Origin of the sequence: Leclercia sp. M-A074-M, from assembly GCF_965195605.1 — a bacterium.
In the GTDB taxonomy this organism is placed as follows: domain Bacteria; phylum Pseudomonadota; class Gammaproteobacteria; order Enterobacterales; family Enterobacteriaceae; genus Enterobacter.
The window spans coordinates 53,924-71,175 of record NZ_CBDAHM010000007.1; the positions used below are offsets into that span (position 1 = coordinate 53,924).

General features: G+C 52.6%; 14 protein-coding genes. 4 read left to right on the forward strand and 10 right to left on the reverse strand.

Annotation, left to right across the window (positions count from 1 at the left end; translation table 11 throughout):
- Positions 1-175: 175 nt before the first annotated feature.
- Positions 176-1,723 (reverse strand): MFS transporter, encoded by a 1,548-nt coding sequence (locus tag ACOKCT_RS15065; protein WP_103178403.1) that lies wholly within the window; start codon positions 1,721-1,723, stop codon positions 176-178.
- Between the two features lie 14 nt (positions 1,724-1,737).
- Complete coding sequence (gene uxaC / locus ACOKCT_RS15070; RefSeq protein ID WP_420193619.1) at positions 1,738-3,153, reverse strand: glucuronate isomerase; 1,416 nt, start codon at positions 3,151-3,153, stop codon at positions 1,738-1,740.
- A gap of 463 nt (positions 3,154-3,616) precedes the next feature.
- Between uxaC and uxuA the strand changes: the two genes are divergently transcribed.
- Complete coding sequence (gene uxuA / locus ACOKCT_RS15075; RefSeq protein WP_103178405.1) at positions 3,617-4,690, forward strand: mannonate dehydratase; 1,074 nt, start codon at positions 3,617-3,619, stop codon at positions 4,688-4,690.
- Between the two features lie 110 nt (positions 4,691-4,800).
- On the opposite strand, the gene ACOKCT_RS15080 is transcribed toward uxuA, so the two are convergent.
- On the reverse strand, positions 4,801-6,624 hold the full coding sequence (locus tag ACOKCT_RS15080) for a glycoside hydrolase family 15 protein (RefSeq protein ID WP_420193620.1): 1,824 nt from the start codon (positions 6,622-6,624) through the stop codon (positions 4,801-4,803).
- Between the two features lie 150 nt (positions 6,625-6,774).
- Positions 6,775-7,113, reverse strand: a complete 339-nt coding sequence (locus ACOKCT_RS15085; protein ID WP_103178406.1) for a DUF1294 domain-containing protein — start codon at positions 7,111-7,113, stop codon at positions 6,775-6,777.
- 446 nt (positions 7,114-7,559) lie between these two features.
- Here ACOKCT_RS15085 and ACOKCT_RS15090 point away from each other — a divergent pair, with 446 nt between their 5' ends.
- Positions 7,560-7,832, forward strand: coding sequence for a hypothetical protein (locus tag ACOKCT_RS15090; protein WP_420193668.1), 273 nt, complete (start codon positions 7,560-7,562; stop codon positions 7,830-7,832).
- A gap of 110 nt (positions 7,833-7,942) precedes the next feature.
- Here ACOKCT_RS15090 and ACOKCT_RS15095 read toward each other — a convergent pair whose 3' ends face one another.
- From ACOKCT_RS15095 to ACOKCT_RS15105, 3 genes are all read right to left on the reverse strand, one after another.
- Positions 7,943-9,628, reverse strand: a complete 1,686-nt coding sequence (locus tag ACOKCT_RS15095; protein ID WP_156653967.1) for a DUF262 domain-containing protein — start codon at positions 9,626-9,628, stop codon at positions 7,943-7,945.
- Positions 9,629-9,799: 171 nt separating this feature from the next.
- On the reverse strand, positions 9,800-11,584 hold the full coding sequence (locus tag ACOKCT_RS15100; protein ID WP_103178408.1) for a diguanylate cyclase: 1,785 nt from the start codon (positions 11,582-11,584) through the stop codon (positions 9,800-9,802).
- A 14-nt stretch (positions 11,585-11,598) separates the two neighbouring features.
- Positions 11,599-12,708, reverse strand: coding sequence for an AI-2E family transporter (locus tag ACOKCT_RS15105; RefSeq protein ID WP_103178409.1), 1,110 nt, complete (start codon positions 12,706-12,708; stop codon positions 11,599-11,601).
- A 476-nt stretch (positions 12,709-13,184) separates the two neighbouring features.
- On the opposite strand from ACOKCT_RS15105, the gene mmuP reads away from it, so the two are divergent.
- Together mmuP and mmuM are read left to right on the forward strand one after the other, a co-directional pair.
- Positions 13,185-14,582, forward strand: coding sequence for an S-methylmethionine permease (mmuP, locus tag ACOKCT_RS15110; RefSeq protein WP_420193621.1), 1,398 nt, complete (start codon positions 13,185-13,187; stop codon positions 14,580-14,582).
- A complete protein-coding gene (gene mmuM / locus ACOKCT_RS15115; protein ID WP_420193622.1) occupies positions 14,569-15,501 on the forward strand; it encodes a homocysteine S-methyltransferase in 933 nt (310 codons plus the stop codon). Before mmuP ends, mmuM begins: the two co-directional genes overlap by 14 nt.
- Before the next feature lie 274 nt (positions 15,502-15,775).
- Here the strand turns inward: mmuM and ACOKCT_RS15120 are convergent, their stop codons facing one another.
- From ACOKCT_RS15120 to ACOKCT_RS15130, 3 genes are read right to left on the reverse strand one after another with little or no spacing between them, the layout of a single operon-like run.
- Entirely contained in the window at positions 15,776-16,276 is a 501-nt protein-coding gene (locus tag ACOKCT_RS15120; protein WP_103178412.1) for an Hcp family type VI secretion system effector, read from the reverse strand.
- A 2-nt stretch (positions 16,277-16,278) separates the two neighbouring features.
- The gene (locus ACOKCT_RS15125) at positions 16,279-16,611 is read right to left on the reverse strand and encodes a putative T6SS immunity periplasmic lipoprotein (protein WP_420193623.1); all 333 of its coding nucleotides are present in this window, start codon (positions 16,609-16,611) and stop codon (positions 16,279-16,281) included.
- Positions 16,608-17,171 (reverse strand): type IV secretion protein Rhs, encoded by a 564-nt coding sequence (locus ACOKCT_RS15130; RefSeq protein ID WP_180210299.1) that lies wholly within the window; start codon positions 17,169-17,171, stop codon positions 16,608-16,610. Before ACOKCT_RS15130 ends, ACOKCT_RS15125 begins: the two co-directional genes overlap by 4 nt.
- Between the last annotated feature and the right edge of the window lie 81 nt (positions 17,172-17,252).

Below are 17,252 nucleotides of genomic sequence, written 5' to 3' on the forward strand. Positions count from 1 at the left end.
GCCTCCGGTATGCAAAGGGGAAATAACGGTCAAAGAGGGCGCGACGTTGTCGTCTTTTTTTAAACGTTAAGCATAGACGGCGATGTTGGTGGGATTATTCTTAAATCCAGCAGGGGGTTAAACAGGGCAGGAAAGGGTCGGCAGCGGGCGGGGCAAAGCCTGCTGCCGACGGGGGTTAGCCGTTCAGCGCGGAACCGGGCGTCGCAGAGGTCACATACTCTGCGGACACGGGATTCCACAGCTCGTCATAGGAATAGCCCGTGAGGTCTTCCACGACATGGCGAGCCTCGGGCGTGACATCCTGTTTGCGGCCATGTGCCTTCAGGCGTTCAATTTCATCTACAAAGATCTTGTGCGTGCGCTTGTTCAGATGGAAGGTGAGCGCCTGCCACAGGGCAATAATCAGCAGACCGGCGGTACCCACAAACAGCAGCAGGGCGATGGTGTTGATGGCTTCCTGTGGCTGAACCTGGCTCCCTTTCACGAAGCCGCCGCTCTGCAGGAACAGACCCACCGCAAAGGTCGCAATGGCGACCGTAGTCTTACGGGAGAAGGTCATTACCGCCGCAAACAGCCCTTCACGACGCTGACGCGTGATCATTTCGTCGATATCCGGAATAAACGGGAAGACGTTCCACGGGGTAAATTCCAGCACGCAGCGGCCCACCTGATAAACCCCGGCGAGGATCACCAGCAGCATCACTTTGTGGTCTGTCGGGAACTGATAGACCAGGAAGAACCCGCCGAGACAGAGCAGCATGACAGAGTAAGCAAAGACATAAAGACGTGACGGGCCATATTTGATGATTGCCACGCCTGCCGCCAGCGTAACCGGCAACCCGACGATGCTCATAGAGAGCAGGGAGCCCGCCAGCGAGGAGGAAACGCTCAGACAGTAGACGCAGAAGAAGACGAAAACCGTGTTGTAAACATCCTTGGCGGTAAAGGAGAAAAGATAGATGGCGAGGTGTTTACGGAACGCGCGAACCTTCAGCGTTGAAGCGTACTCCTTAAACAGATTGCCTACGGCGGCGAGTTGCTCAGCGGCTGTTTTTGCCTGTGGCGCTTTTTTCATTTCTGCCAGCATTTCTGGGGTTAACTCTCGTTCCCATGTAACTTTCCAGGAGATAAACACGCAGACGGTGAACAGCACGGCAAACACCACGCCGTTGATCAGATAAGCATCGGCATTGTGATCGCCCAGCCAGCCAATCAGCAGGCCTGGAATAAAGGTCGCGAGGAACGTTCCGGAGGCTGACAGGAACATACGGCAGGTGGAAAGTTTGGTACGGTCGTTAAAGTCTTTGGTCATTTCCGACGGCAGCGTTTCCCATGGGATCAGCACCATTGCAGCAATGATTTCAAAGGCCAGATAGACGGCGAGATAGAACCAGAAATTCATCCCGTTCAGCCAGAGCAGAATATAAACCAGCATCAGCGGCGCACCGATCAGCAGAAAGAACCGCCGGCGACCAAATTTTTTGCCCAGGTAATTTTTATAAAAATGATCTGTAAAACTGCCCATAAACAGGCTGACGATCGCGTCGACAATACGGGCGATAGCGACGATAGAGGCTGCTTCAATCGGCGACAGACCGACAAAGGTGGTATAGAAGAAAAGCAGCCAGGCACCAATAACGGTAAAAGCCCCGCCACCCATGATATCTGTCAGACCATAGCCGATACTGACAGGAATAGTGACTTTTCTCTTCTTAAGCGACATAGGTTATTCCTGCCTCAGGCTTGAGCAAAACAAAAATAGCGGCGTGCGTTTTCAACACAGATGCCGCGAATCATGGAAGCAAGGATCGCTTCATCTTTCGGGACTTCCCCTCTCTCTACCCAGCCGCCAATCAGATCGCAGAGGATCCGGCGGAAGTAATCGTGACGGGTATAGGAGACGAAGCTGCGGGAGTCGGTGAGCATGCCGATAAAATTGGCCAGTAAACCCTGATCGGCCAGGGTGTTAAGCTGGCTAACCATGCCGCGGCGCGTATCGTTAAACCACCAGCCGGAACCAAATTGCAGCGGGGACTTCACGCCCTCTTCACCGCTCTGGAAATTGGCGAGGGTGGAGGCGACCACGTCGTTGTAGCTGGCGTTAAGGTTATAGAGGATCGTTTTTGGCAGACCGTCGTTTTCAGCCATGGCATTGAGCAGGGCGTTCAGGCTCCCGGCGAGATGGGGCTGATCGCCAATTGAATCAAAACCGCTGTTAATGCCGACTTTGCGGAACATCGGCATGTTGTTGTTACGGATCGCACCGAAGTGAATCTGCATCGCCCAGCCGCGCTGTTTGTACATTCTGGCAAGCGCGACAAAAATGAGGCTATCCCACGCCTGGCGTTCATTTTCCGTCAGCGTTTCACCCGCCAGTCGGCGTTGGAACAGCGCGGCTTGCGCGGTTTCATCGAGACAGCAATAGTGCACTGCCAGCGGCCCGTGATCGGAAATTCGGCAGCCCACGGAGTGGAAGAAATCAATGCGTGACGCCAGTGCAGCCAGGAAGTGTTCGAGTGACGCGATCGATATGTCTGTTTTCTGCGCCAGCCGTTCGACAAAGGTCAGGAAGCGATCCGGGTCCGTATCGAACAGTTCATCCGGGCGGAAGGTGGGCAGGACGAGAGTGGCAAAATCGCTCTGCGCTGCCAGTTGCTGATGGTAGTGCAGATCGTCAAGCGGGCCATCGGTAGTGCACAGCGCTTCAACGTTAGAGCGGCGAATTAATGCCTGGGGTAAAAAATCACTGCCACGTAACTGTTCATTACAGCGGCGCATAATTTCATGCCAGTTTTTGCTGTTGAGGGTGTCGTCGATATTAAAATAGTGCTTCAGTTCGAGATGGGTCCAGTGGTAAAGCGGATTGCCAAAACTGGCTTCAACGGTTTGCGCCCAGGCTTCGAATTTTTCTTCCGCACTGGCATTACCGGTAATTTTCCGTTCAGGGATCCCATTCGCGCGCATGGCACGCCATTTGTAATGATCGCCCTCCAGCCATAGCTGAGTCATATCGGTAAAGGGTTTATTTTCCCATATCGCTTTTGCATCAAGATGACAATGATAATCAATAATGGGTAGCGATTTTGCCAGTTCAGAATATAGCTTCTGCCCTGTGATGTTGTTGATCATAAAGATATTATTAATCAGTGACATAAAGTCTCCGTGAGCGCAGTTTTTTATAACCTAAACACCGCCCTTTTTGGCCGAAGCAGGCCAACGGCGCATGTTTTATGCCATAAACATTAAACCTCTCACGGATTACAAGTCTACTACCATACAAGTATAAANAAAAAAGTGTGACTCATATCATAGTCATCAAATGTTATTTATTTGTTCTTTTTGGAGAGGGTTGTGTTTATTTGTGCATTTCTGAATGTAAATAGCAGAATATATATTACATAATGCTTTTCTTATTAAAATCTTTCACAAAATAACAACCTTTCCTGCAAGGGTTATTTCTTCTAACGGGGAGGCAGGCTTCCACCGCGTTGCAGGGTAAAAGAGACGTTATTTTTCCGGCGAGGCTTGATCTCATAAAAATTACTGAATATGCTTTTTCATACTAGTATGGTACTTATTCAGAACGCGAAAACGTAACGACAAAGGTGGAAGCAAAATGCAGATGACAATGCGCTGGTTTGGGCCTCAGGAGGATAAAATTCCCCTTGAGTATATTCGACAGGTGCCCGGGGTTGAGGGTGTCGTGGGGGCATTGTATGACGTTGCGCCCGGAGAGATCTGGCCGGTGGAAAAAATTAAGGCTCTGGTAGAGCAGGCTCATGCCGCAGGGTTAACGATGGAGGTGATCGAAAGTGTCAACATCCACGATGACATCAAAATCGGCACCCCCGAGCGCGACCGTTACATTGAGAACTACAAACAAACCATCCGTAATCTGGCGGGTTTTGGCGTAAAGGTTATCTGTTATAACTTCATGCCGGTCTTTGACTGGATGAAAACAGACATGAACTACCGCCTTCCGGATGGCTCCCTGACCATGGCATTCGAAAAACAGGGGATAGATAAGACCCTGGAGGAGGTGGTGAAGGAGGTTCTGGATAATTCGAATGGTTTCGCGTTGCCAGGATGGGAACCGGAGCGTCTGGCAAAAGTGCAGGAATTATTTGCTCGCTATAACGGCGTGGATGACGACAAGCTGCGTGAAAACCTGTTTTACTTTCTGCGTGAAATTATTCCTGTTTGTGAAGAAGTTGGCGTGAAAATGGCGATCCATCCCGATGATCCTCCGTACTCTATTTTCGGACTGCCGCGAGTGGTGAAAAATTACACCGATCTGGCAATGATTTGCGATGCGGTTGACTCCCCCTCTAATGGGATAACGCTGTGTACCGGCTCTATTGCTGAAGATCCGGACAATGACGTGTACGAAATTCTGGCCGAATTCACCCGCCGTAAGCGTCTCCATTTTGCTCATGTGCGTAATATTAAGTTAATTAAGGATAAAGACTTCTACGAGTCTGCTCATCCTTCCCGGTATGGTTCACTGGATATGTATCGCGTTATGCAGGCTCTGCATGATAACGGTTTCGATGGCTATATCCGCCCGGATCATGGCCGCTTTATCTGGGGTGAAGAGGGCCGCCCGGGCTACGGTCTGTACGATCGTGCATTGGGTGTCACTTACCTGATGGGGCTGTGGGAAGCGCTGGAAAAGAAAAACAAAAATTAACTGAAAAGCGTGCTCACCTGGTGACGGCATTTCATGCTTGTCTGTTTTTGAACAGACAAGCATGATGACAGACTGTTATCCAGGGCGCTGGCGTACCACTTCCGCTCTCGCTATTTATCCTTGCGGTGATCGCTGATGGCCTGCGCCGCGCAGATCAGCGCCAGATGGCTTAACCCCTGGGGCATGTTGCCAACCCATTCGCCGGTGCGGGTATCGAACATCTCATTAAAGGTTTCGACATTGCCGCGATGGCACAGGGTATTGAGAATTTCATCCATGTTCGCTTCCGCCAGCGCCGGTTCACCCATGGAGGCCCAGGCTTCAGCCAGCCAGAAGGCGCAGGCGATAAAGGTGCTCTCCTCCTGTTCAACGCCACTGTAGCGGTAGATCATTGCGCTGTTATGGCCCAGTTCGCGATAGATCGCCTCATAGGTGAGCTTCATGCGCTTCGGGTTGACCTTCACACCGTAGCGTGACACCAGGGTGAGTGACGCATCAAGCAGTCCACCATCGCCGCTGTAAAAGCAGTAAGACTGATGGGTTTCGGACCAGCAGTGCTCTTCAATCCAGTCGCGGATCCTGTCCCGCTCCCGCGCCCAGCGCGCTTTCCATGTGGGTTCGATATGGCTGCCCTCCGCCAGTACCACGGCGCAGTCCAGCGCCAGCCAGCAGGACATTTTTGAGTGGGTATAGTGCCGCTCTTCCGGCAGTTCCCAGATCCCCGAATCCTTCATGCGCCAGCGATCGGCGCACTGATTGGCAAGATGCCCTAAAAAGCGCGACGTGCCCGTATCCAGAATATGGCCCGCCTCGACGAACAGTTTTGCCACCCCCAGCATATCGCCATACATGCTCAGCTGACGCTGGGTGCGGGCGTTATTGCCCAGGCGTACCGGCTGCGAATCCCGGTAGCCCTGGAGCTCCGCGTACTTCTCTTCCGGCACCAGCTCGCCGTCGAGGGTGTAGCAGGCCCGCATCTCCGGGCCGTGTTTGATGATGGTTTTCGACAGCCAGGAGAAGGCCGCCTTACACTCTTCAAGGGTGCCAAGATAGGTAAAGGCTTTGATGATCAGGCAGGCATCGCGCACCCAGGCAAAACGGTAATCATAGTTTTTGCTCCCACCAGGCCCCTCCGGCAGGGAGGTGGTGGCCGCCGCCGCCAGCGCGCCGGTGGGGGAGTACCAGAGGAACTTCAGCGCCAGCGCGGAGCGGATAACGTGATCTTTATACAGGCCATCATACTTCAGCCCCTTCACCCAGTCCTGCCAGGCAGTGTGGCTGGTCTCAATGCGATTATCAATCGCCTGGATGTCCGGCACCGCCAGCGGCTCATTCAGGGTCACCAGCAGGGCGACCACCTCCCGGCTCCCTTTCTTCAGGACGATTTCCGCCTCGATCTCTTCATCATCGGCATGGGTAATGACCACGTTTTCACTGGTGTGCAGCATCGCCATCAGGTCGCCAATATGATAAACGCTGCCCTTAAAGGTATCGGAGCGCCAGGGCGAGCGGGTTTCGATCATCGTTCCGAACCGCAGATGAAGCCTGAACGTCACGGTGCCGCGCAGGCCTTCCAGACGGCGCGCCAGCTCACTCCAGGGCAGGCGGCCCGCCAGAGTACTGTTAATGGATTCGGTTAACAGAACCGTGCCGCCTTTCGTCTTATAGCGAGTTTCCAGAATGTTGCTGTCATCGCGATAGGCGCGCGAGACGGTGTATTCATCCGCAGGTGTCAGGCTGAAAAAACCACCGATGTTGGGATCCAGTAACCGGTCGAAGAGAGGCGGGGAATCGAGATTGGGCGCGCCCCACCAGTCGATCGAGCCATCCGGGGCGATGAGCGCTACCGAGCGTCCTTCGCCGATAGCAGCATAGTCCCCGAGGCCAACGAACCCGTTATCACGTTGGGGCATGTCGTATTTCGCATTTTTCAAATGAGCGATCCCTTTTCTTTGATGAACATAAAGCCTGGCATAATGCGATGAAAATCGCGCTTTCACCGATGCAGTATGTCCCTCTTCGCGTACACCTCTTTCACCAAGGCACTCCGCCATGATCTCAGGCCGTTAGCATTCATCGTCCTCTCAATAATAGTGGAGTCGCCATGCCGCCAGGACCAGCACCACGAGGTTGAGGATCACGCTTAACATAAACCAGGTTTTGAAAGGCTGCTTTTGGGTTTTATGGCGAAACAGCTGCTGGCCAAAGATCGCTCCCGGCCACCCTCCGACTACCCCGCAGATCAGCAAGGTCGACTCCGGAACCCGGCGCCAGGCTTTGCGGGCCGCGATTTTGTCGGCGCCGTAGATCATAAACGTCAGCGCGCTGGCGAGCAGAAACCACATCGCAAAAGGGTGAGGGGACAAGGCGCTGCCCGCAGCGACCAGGGCCAAAAGGAGATAACAGAGGACATTGAGGTTCATGGGAGGCAGTATCAGTCATCAATCCGAAGGGCGATGATACGCGATCCTGCCGGGAGTGTAACCGGGCTAGCCGGTTAACCGTTTGGCAAAACAGATGGCCTCGTCGCGCCCGATATAGGGGCCAAAGTGGCTTTTCCACTGCTGCCGGTATCGCTGCAAGCTCCGCGGAGAGCTGTTCAATAAGCGTCTGAGAGTCGGTAGAGGCGTACAGGATTTTTCTTTTGTTATCATTTTGCAGTAGCGGCAACAGGCTCGGCGAATAACCGTCAAACTATGTTTGAGCGCAGGTAAATTTAATTTGTGATGAGAATATCTTATTTGCAATAAATTCATTTTATTTATACATAACCTTGTTTTATATCAAACTCTTTGAAATATGCGTGAATTATTTTAGCTAAATACATAATCGCAACTTGAATAATATGAAAAATAAAAAATTACTAATAATGATGTTTACTGCATGTGCTTTTTTTATGGCGGGTAATGCATTAGCAAAAGGTAATGCGATCTCTGATACTTCGGTTAAAAAAAAGATTATTGCTGAATCAATCGCTTCGTATCCTGGGGTATGTGCCTGTCCTTTTAATCAGGCGAGAAATGGAAGTGCATGCGGCAGACGCAGTGCGTGGAGCAAAGCAGGAGGGTATTCACCGATTTGCTACGAAAAAGAAGTCACTGCCGATATGGTTAAGCGTTGGCGTGAACAAAATCAGATCTAACGTTGCTTCCTGAATTTAAATCACTGTTCTTGATACGCTTAGACATTCGAATGCCTGTTTCCCCTTAAACTGAAATGGCGGCGGCATTATGCCACCGCCTTCCACACTGCTTACTCTTCGTCCTCCAGTAATCCCATTTCGGCGATACGTTCCTGGATCAACTGTTTGCGTTTCTCAATAAAGCGCCGGTAATTTTCCAGCTTCCATAAGGTCCTGGGGCTGCGGGGGATACAGTGCAGATCCAAAAATTCCGGGGATTGATCTTTTAGCCATGTATCGAGGGACTGGGCTCCTTTGTCGCCTGCGCCATTCTGATGGGCAGGTAACAGCATACAGTTCGCCAACTGGTCGATTTCCCAGTTTTCGTAGACACGTACCATACGGCCAGTTTCTTCATTTAAAATCTTCTCTTCTTTTAGCAGGCTACGGGCAAAAATGTGGTCAATCTGCGGTTCATGCTGAAAGCCTGAAGATTTGTATTCTCCGCCATACCACAAGTTAAACAGCAGGTGGATGTGCCCGCTACCGTAGCCGCACCAACCGAAGAGGCGCTCTTCGGTTAAATGCAGGCTACGATTGGCCGAAACGATCGCCGCACGGATCTTTTTCAGATCGAAGCTCTCCTGGTCGTCGATCACTTTTACCAGCTTATCTATAATGCCATCTGGCTGACCAGAAAAAACGCCATTCAGCAGAGCAGGCACCAGATACTGCTTTAATGCTTGCGATCTCGCTAATTTCCCCGGGAAGTGATATTGCAGATATACTAAGGGAATCAGTGCATTATAAGAGGTGAGTGCTTTGCCGGATCGAATATAGGTTTTACTGACAATCTCATCTTTCACAAACATAAGCGCTTTGGCGATAGCTGGCCAGTTTTCACTGATCTGGTTACGCACATTATCATCACGCAGTTTATCCACATCATATTTGGCACCAAAGCCCAGCAGCGTGGTGCTAAGTTTAATCAGAAAATCGCGGGAGAAGTTGAAGCGGCCGTTATCATTAATCTTCTCCAGAAAGTCTTCAAAGATAACGTCAGCGTCAGACCACTCGGTGGAGAGCAGCGTAAACATTAGATCTGATTTGCTTAACCTTGTACCGCCTGAGTTCGCCCGAATAAAGACCTCAACCACATCGTCAAAATCAAGTTCGCTGTCGTCTTCGCTGCTGTCAATCACGTGATAAAGCAACTTACCTTCATTACTAAACTCTTTACCTGCACGACTAATATTGATTGTCGCCTGTTCTCGCTCTTTCGCGCTTAGTTCCAGCTTTTCTTCTTCAATGCGCTGGCTGAGAATCTGTTCGGGTAATTTTTTGGTGTAGACAATGTCTGACATGACCATCCATGGCCAGGAGCTTGTGGCGGCATCCTGAAACTCAAACTGATAGCGAATTTCTTCATTGCTTGTCGATGTACCACTCAGCACATTGAAATGGAGTACTTTACCGTCAATGCTACCTTTCAACGCCAGATAAAAACTTTGTAAGCGCTGCTGGCCGTCCAGAACCAGCCATTTCGACTTCGTTTTGCCGTGATGATAGTGATCTTTTAAATCGACCTTGCCGTCGTTGAAATTCTCTATAAATTTACGGTGCTTAATTTCTTCGCGGGTTTTCCAGAACAGCAGGGAAGAGAGGGGATATTGCCGCATGACAGAGTCGAACAGGCGGGCTATTTGATCGGTATTCCAGACAAACTGTCGCTGAATATTTGGCAACCAAAGCCCGCCACCATCGGCTTCGTTATTATTAATTTCCTGAATCATCGCCTTGATTGATTTACTAGGCATTGCACTCTTCCTTGTCGTTGCGCACACGAATGCGGCATTGAATTTGGCTTAAGGGTATTAAGGGGCATTATCGGCAACGGGAAGATAATATTTAGCGTGAAGGCAGAAAAACGTTCTCAGTGTCAGAGGGCAAGCAATAATTTATCTGCATCTTTTACTTTGAGCAAACCGTTAACCCCCCTCCAGCATCCCAAAGCTGACGATCCTTGAACGCCCCAGCTCTTTCGCCCGGTAGAGCGCCACGTCGGCGGCACGCAGCAGGTTATCGCCCTGAGCGTGCTGCGGATAGCTGGCAATACCGATCGATACATCAACCGGGCCGATCTCCGAGAGCTCATAACGCAGCGTCAGGTTATGCACAGCGGTATGAATTTCACTGGCGCAGGTAAACGCCGTCTCTTCATCCGCGCCCGGCAGCAGGGCCAGAAACTCCTCGCCGCCATAGCGGAACGCCATGCCTTTGTCGCTTACTGCACGCTGGACAATGGTCGCCACGCTTTTAATCACCAGGTCTCCCGCGTCGTGGCCCAGTCTGTCGTTGATGGCTTTAAAGTAATCGATATCGATCATCAGGCAGCTTAATGGCGTACCGCTGTGCATCGCCTGGTTTATCTGGGTGCGCAGAGCATCTTCCAGATGGTGGCGGTTACGCAAGCCAGTCAGCGGGTCGAACAACGCTTTCTCCAGCAGGGCATCACGCAGGCGCTGGTTGGCCAGCGCCAGACCGAGCGCCTCGGCCATCAGCTCCAGATAGGCGCGGGATGGAGCCATCGCCGGGGTCACGTTCTGGAACGAGAGCAGGCCGATGGTTTCGCCCTGGGCAATCAGGGGAACGCAGAGCGCATGGCTGGCACAGGCGTCGGGGAGGTGGTAACAGGTAATATCCGGCTCGCCGGTTACTGGCGGATGACTCTGCCCGCGGCGCACGGCCCAGCACTGGTCCGGATGGAAGGGATCGGACTCACCCTGCGGGTCGAGCCATTCGGCGGCACAGTGCATCTGCCACGGCTCCCTTTCGAGAAGCCAGAGCTGTCCGGGAATGCCCGGCGCTATGCCGGGCGCGAACAGTTGCGCCACGTTCAGGACATCCTCGACGGACTCGCACCCTTGCAGCCGCTGCGTCATTCGCGCCAGCAGCTCGCGGATCGCCCAGTCGGCATCACGCTCTTTTTCCAGCCGCTGCCGTACCAGACCGTTTTCACGAAAGATACGGATCGCCTGGGCCATATCGCCAATCTCGTCGATCTGCCGGTAATCCGGGGCTTCGACCCCATAATCCTGAGACGCCAGTCGGTTGACCACATCACTCAGGCGCACCACCGGGCGCAGCACCCGGCGTTTGAGGATAAAACCGAGCACAAACAAAAACATTAGTGCGGTCAGGCCGACCATCACCTCGGAGAGGGTACGCAGCGCGCGGGATTTTGCCGTGGCATCCTCAATTGCCACATTGGTGCGGCGGTCCAGCATCTGACGAAAATGATCGAGCTGATTCTGGACCTGCTCCAGCTCGCTCTCGTAACGCTCGTTATAAAGCAGTTCAATGGCCTGAGGCTGCTGCCCGCGCCCGACGCTGGCGATAGCACTCTGTTGCTCATCCTGCAGCGCATCGGCCATCTGCAAACCTTCGTGCAGCAGCGCCAGCTCTTCATCACTGGCACCCGCATCTTTCAGCTTTTGCAGGCGATGCTCAATTCTGACCATCGTTTCCGCTTTCTGGCGGTACTCCTCTGCCACCGCGGGATCCTGTTTAATGACGTACAACCGCGCCAGGTCGGAGAGCGCCCAGGCGTCAACTTCCACCTCTTCGGTGAGCTGATCGAAGACGTAGCGCTGTTCAACGGCCTGCCGCTCAACGCTTTCGGCGCTGGAGGCCATCAACATAGCCACGCCGGAAGCGATAGTCAGACAAACCGTGGCACCGTATGCCCAGTTAGTGATAGTGGCGATACGCACGTCTTATTCCTTCTTCATAAATCAGGCGAATTTTTCCCTTCCTCGATAATCGCATCGTCAATCTCTTCGGCATTACCGGCATGATCGCGACCCGAAAGCAGGTTCCAGCAGGCGATAAACAGGGCGGCGATTAACGGACCAATCACAAAACCGTTGATGCCGTAAATCTCCATCCCGCCGAGGGTAGTGATGAGGATAAGATAATCGGGCATTTTGGTGTCTTTTCCCACCAGCAGCGGGCGCAGCAGGTTATCCACCAGCCCCACCACCAGCACAAAGAAGCCGACGATAAACAGGCCCTGCCATAGCTGATGGGTGGCGAAGAGGAAAATAGCTGCCGGTACCCAGACGATGGCCGAGCCGACCGCCGGGATCAGCGACAGGAACGCAATCAGCGCCCCCCACAAGATACTGCCATTAATACCGACTATCCAGAAGGCGATACCGCCCAGCACACCCTGGACCAGGGCCACCACGGCCGTGCCTTTTACCGTCGCTCGGGCAACCCCGGCAAATTTGGCAAACAGATGGTGTTTGGCGAAATTCGACAGCGGCAGGCTGTCGAGGATCTGGCGCACCAGCCACGGGCCATCTTTCAACAGGAAAAAGAGCAGATAGACCATCACGCCAAAGCTGATGGCGAAGCCAAAGGTGCCTTTACCAATCAGGAAGGCGCTGCCGGCAAGATATTGCCCGCCGCGTAACGCCGCTTCAGAGAGCTTTTGCTGGATCTGCGCGGCAGTGTCGAGATCATGCTCGATCATCAGCGCGCGCAGCCAGTCTGGCAGGTGAGAGAAGAGACCAGCGAACACCCCGGAAAATTGGGTGTCGTTCTGCTGCAGGCGCGTGTAAACAATATTGAGTTCAAAGGCTAATGAGGAAAAGATCACCATCAGCGGAATAAAGACGATGAGGCAGATAAGCAGCACGCTCAGCAGCGCCGCCAGCCCGTTGCGATCCCCCAGTTTGATACGCAGGGTGTTTTTGACCGGGTAGAAAATCACCGCCAGGATAGCAGCCCACAGAATGGCCGAGAAGTAGGGCGACAGCACATCAAAAAACGCCCATGAGACCATCAGCAGTATCAGTATGAAGAAACCTTTGGTCAGTCCGTTAAATCGCATCAGCTCATCCTTTTTTAATGAAACACTACGACTATAGAGTGTTTTACGTAATTTAACATATTACGATCTTCTGCCGGGTGGCGGCTGCGCCTTACCCGGCCTACGTGAATGAGTAGGCCCGCGCAAGCGCAGCGCCGCCGGGCAAGGCCCGCACCACCCGCCAGTCCGTAGGCCCGTGCAAGCGCAGCGCCGCCGGGCGACAGGCCGCACCACTCGCCAGTTTAGCGGCTAATAACCAGATACCACTTTCGCCTGACCGACGTGGGGCCCGGTGCGGTACATGCTGTAAGTAGCGATTTGCAGGAGGTGTCCTATGGCATGGCGACCCTATCTCTACGTGATTTATACGGTGCGGCCCCGTTTAAGCGCCCGTCGCGCGCGTCTTCGTCTGGTGCATGGCTAGCAATTTGTTAAGAATCGCGGTATAAACACACCTTCTTTTGGATGTTTAGATGTCCATACGTATAGAAGGTGATATGCAAACAGAACAAAACGGACAGCTACAGCGCACCATGAAGACCCGCCACCTGATCATGCTCTCCCTCGGCGGCGTGATCGGCACCGGGCTCTTTTTTAATACGGGTTACATTATTTCCACCACCGGAGCGGCGGGCACGCTGCTGGCCTATCTGATTGGCGCGCTGGTGGTCTGGCTGGTGATGCAGTGCCTCGGCGAACTCTCCGTGGCGATGCCGGAGACCGGCGCCTTTCACGTCTATGCCGCACGCTATCTCGGCCCGGCAACCGGCTACACCGTGGCGTGGCTCTACTGGCTCACCTGGACCGTAGCGCTGGGATCGAGCTTTACCGCAGCCGGATTCTGCATGCAGTACTGGTTCCCGCAGGTGCCGGTCTGGGTGTGGTGCGTGGTCTTCTGCGCGGTCATTTTTGCCCTCAACGTCATCTCAACCCGCTTCTTTGCTGAAGGGGAGTTCTGGTTCTCGCTGGTGAAGGTCATCACCATCATCGCCTTTATTGTTCTTGGCGGGGCGGCCATCTTTGGCTTTATCCCGATGCAGGACGGTTCACCCGCGCCGGGGCTCAGCAACATTACCGCCGAAGGCTGGTTCCCGCACGGCGGGCTGCCGATCCTGATGACTATGGTGGCGGTTAACTTTGCCTTCTCGGGCACCGAGCTGATTGGCATCGCGGCGGGTGAAACTGAAAATCCGCACAAGGTCATTCCTGTCGCCATTCGTACCACCATTGCCCGCCTGATCATCTTCTTTATCGGCACCGTCTTCGTGCTGGCGGCGCTGATCCCGATGCAGCAGGCCGGGGTGGAAAAAAGCCCGTTCGTGCTGGTGTTCGAGAAGGTTGGCATTCCGTATGCCGCAGATATTGTTAACTTTGTGATCCTGACGGCGATCCTCTCGGCGGCCAACTCTGGCCTGTATGCTTCCGGGCGGATGCTGTGGTCCCTGTCGAATGAAAATACCCTGCCGCGCTGCTTTGCCCGGGTGAATAAAAATGGCGTGCCGCTGACGGCGCTGTCGGTGTCGATGCTCGGCGGCGTGCTGGCACTCTTCTCAAGCGTGGTGGCCCCGGATACGGTATTTGTCGCGCTGTCGGCGATTTCCGGTTTTGCGGTCGTGGCGGTGTGGATCAGCATCTGCGCCTCGCACTTTGTCTTCCGCCGCCGTCATCTGCAGGCCGGTAAACCGCTCGACGATCTGCACTACCGCGCCCCGTGGTATCCGCTGGTGCCGGTGCTGGGCTTTATCCTCTGCCTGGTCGCCTGCGTTGGCCTGGCCTTTGACCCGAGCCAGCGCATTGCCCTTTACTGTGGTTTGCCGTTTGTGGCGCTCTGCTATGGCGCATACTACCTTACTCAAAATCTGAAAACCCAGGAGCCTGAACATGTCGCAGAATAATCCGCTTACCGCCCTCCTTGAAAGCCAGCCCTTTGTGGTGCTGGACGGTGCGATGGCAACGGAGCTGGAAGCGCGCGGCTGTAACCTGGCCGACAGCCTGTGGTCGGCGAAAGTATTAATGGAGAACCCGGAGCTGATCCGCGACGTACACCTCGACTACTTCCGTGCCGGGGCGCAGGTGGCGATCACCGCCAGCTATCAGGCCACGCCGGAGGGGTTTGCCGCCCGCGGGCTGGACGAGGCGCACTCCCGGGCGCTGATTAGCAAAAGCGTTGAGCTGGCGCGCAAGGCGCGGGAAGCGTATCTGGCGGAAAACCCGCAGGCCGGCACGCGGCTGGTGGCCGGTTCGGTCGGGCCCTATGGCGCATTCCTGGCGGACGGGTCGGAATACCGCGGCGATTATGTACGCAGCGCAGAGGTCTTTACCGCCTTTCATCGTCCGCGGGTAGAGGCGTTGCTGGATGCCGGGGCGGATCTGCTGGCCTGCGAAACCCTGCCATCGTTTGCTGAAATTAAGGCTCTGGCGGATCTGCTGACGGCCTACCCGCGCGCCCGGGCGTGGTTCTCGTTTACGCTGCGCGACAGCGAGCACCTGAGCGACGGCACGCCGCTGCGCGAGGTGGTGTCGGTGCTGGCGACTTATCCGCAGGTGATTGCGCTGGGGATTAACTGTATCGCGCTGGAGAAGACCACTAGCGCGCTGCAACACCTGCAAAGCCTGACCGCGTTACCGCTGGTGGTCTATCCGAACTCGGGCGAGCATTACGATGCGGTGAGCAAAACCTGGCATCATCACGGGGAAGCGTGCGAGACGCTGGCGGGGTATTTGCCGCAGTGGCTGGCGGCGGGGGCGAAGCTGATTGGGGGGTGTTGCAGGACGACGCCGAAGGATATTGCTGAGATTACTGCCCGGCGCTGAGAATAGCGCTGCACTATCGGTTTCGGTTGAAGAACTTTCGTTAAAAATTCATTGCTCGGGCGGCTCTCTCTTCATTGATGGAGAGGGCTGGAGTGATGAGGGAACGTTCGACTGAAGTGGGGGCCTTTCACCATACGTTGCTTGCTTTAAGGACCTAAGAAATATTGTGGAGCCTTTGTCCCTATGGGAAAGGCAGCAAATACGAAAACGGCAACCAAATTTGTAATGCCAGTCATTTAAGCCACTGACTGGCTCTACGATTGCCCCATTTACTTTATTTTTGCGTCTCATTCGGTTTTGCTGGCTTCATCCATGCATCATCATATTTAATATTTCCTCTTACATAATTCCATTCAATACCTCGGAATCTAAGTCCCACTACTTCATGCATGTTCGGGGTAGTACTACCAGGATAATAAACATGAGTGAAATCTACAGAAGAAACGACAACACCCTCTAGCTTAATATTATAAATCTCCGTCTCTATTCCTGCTTCTACGATTTCATAATATTTAAGTACCGCTTTTTGAAATCTCTTTTGCTCACACACAGCGATAGCAAAGAAAGGGCTGGTTTTATCAAGTTGTTTATGAATTACTACAGGACTATGTTGTCTACATCCTGTCATGTTTCCTGTATTGCTGTCTACTGGCTGCCTTACGCCGTAACTACTATTCATAACTTCTATTGCACCCTCACGGCCTAAAGCCATGCAATCTCCTGGAATTTGCATTCCATTTTCATCATACAGAAATAAATAAGCTGGTAGTGACATAATTATCTGTTCCCATCGTTGTCGATAAAGAATGAATCAGAATAACTGACTCCATTTAAATTATATGCAATATTATAGTTATATCCCTTTGGCAATTTAACGTTTACGCATGTGTCAGGATATGATAAGGATATATTATCTTTTGCTTCTAAAATTGTGTATTTTTTATTAGGCCAATAGTAAATGCTATAACGTTTTAGAACATCATTCTTGTTTATAGTAAAGCAGATGGTGTTACCTTGCATAAACACGCTACGATGTATTGATGCTGGTTTTCCTCCACCAGGGCAACCCGTAAGGATAACAATAAAAGGTAATGTGAGTAATCTCTTCATCCTGGAAATCCTTTCAAAACTGATTTGTATTTTCTAATGAGTTCATGAGTGGATACATTCGGATGATAATCTCTATATTCTGTTAAATATAACGTATCACTATTAAACCCATAGGTAAGAAGTAGCCAATAATCGCTGGCAATTGATGCTTGTTGTTCTAGCCCATAATGGAGGAAGTTAGCTTTGTCTAAACTGTAACTATAATCAGCCAGGCGAGAGAATAACCCTCTGGTTCTAACAAACATTCCCTTTTGTGCTTGCCATGCATGAACCATTTCATGCATAAATCTGTGTTTCTTCTGCAGGTCTCTTTCTAAAGAAAAATCCGGTGAATAGGTTCCCTCTCTAAACCATAATTCGCCGTCGGGAGCCATTGCAACATCTACGGGTTGCAGGTTGAATGGTAAATACCCTTCACGATGAACCCAAATGCGGCTATAGATCAGACTTTCACCAAATAAAGTCCTGGCTAGTGCAATTTCACCTATCGTTAGTTGTCTGACGCCACCGGGTACAATGGGTGTTCCTGATGTGGGTTTTATACTTTCATCAACTGGCATTTAGTATCCCTCTAATTGCTGTTTGTTTTGTATATTAATCGTACAGTGTGCGACAGGCGAGAGGAAGCGTGGTTTACAGAA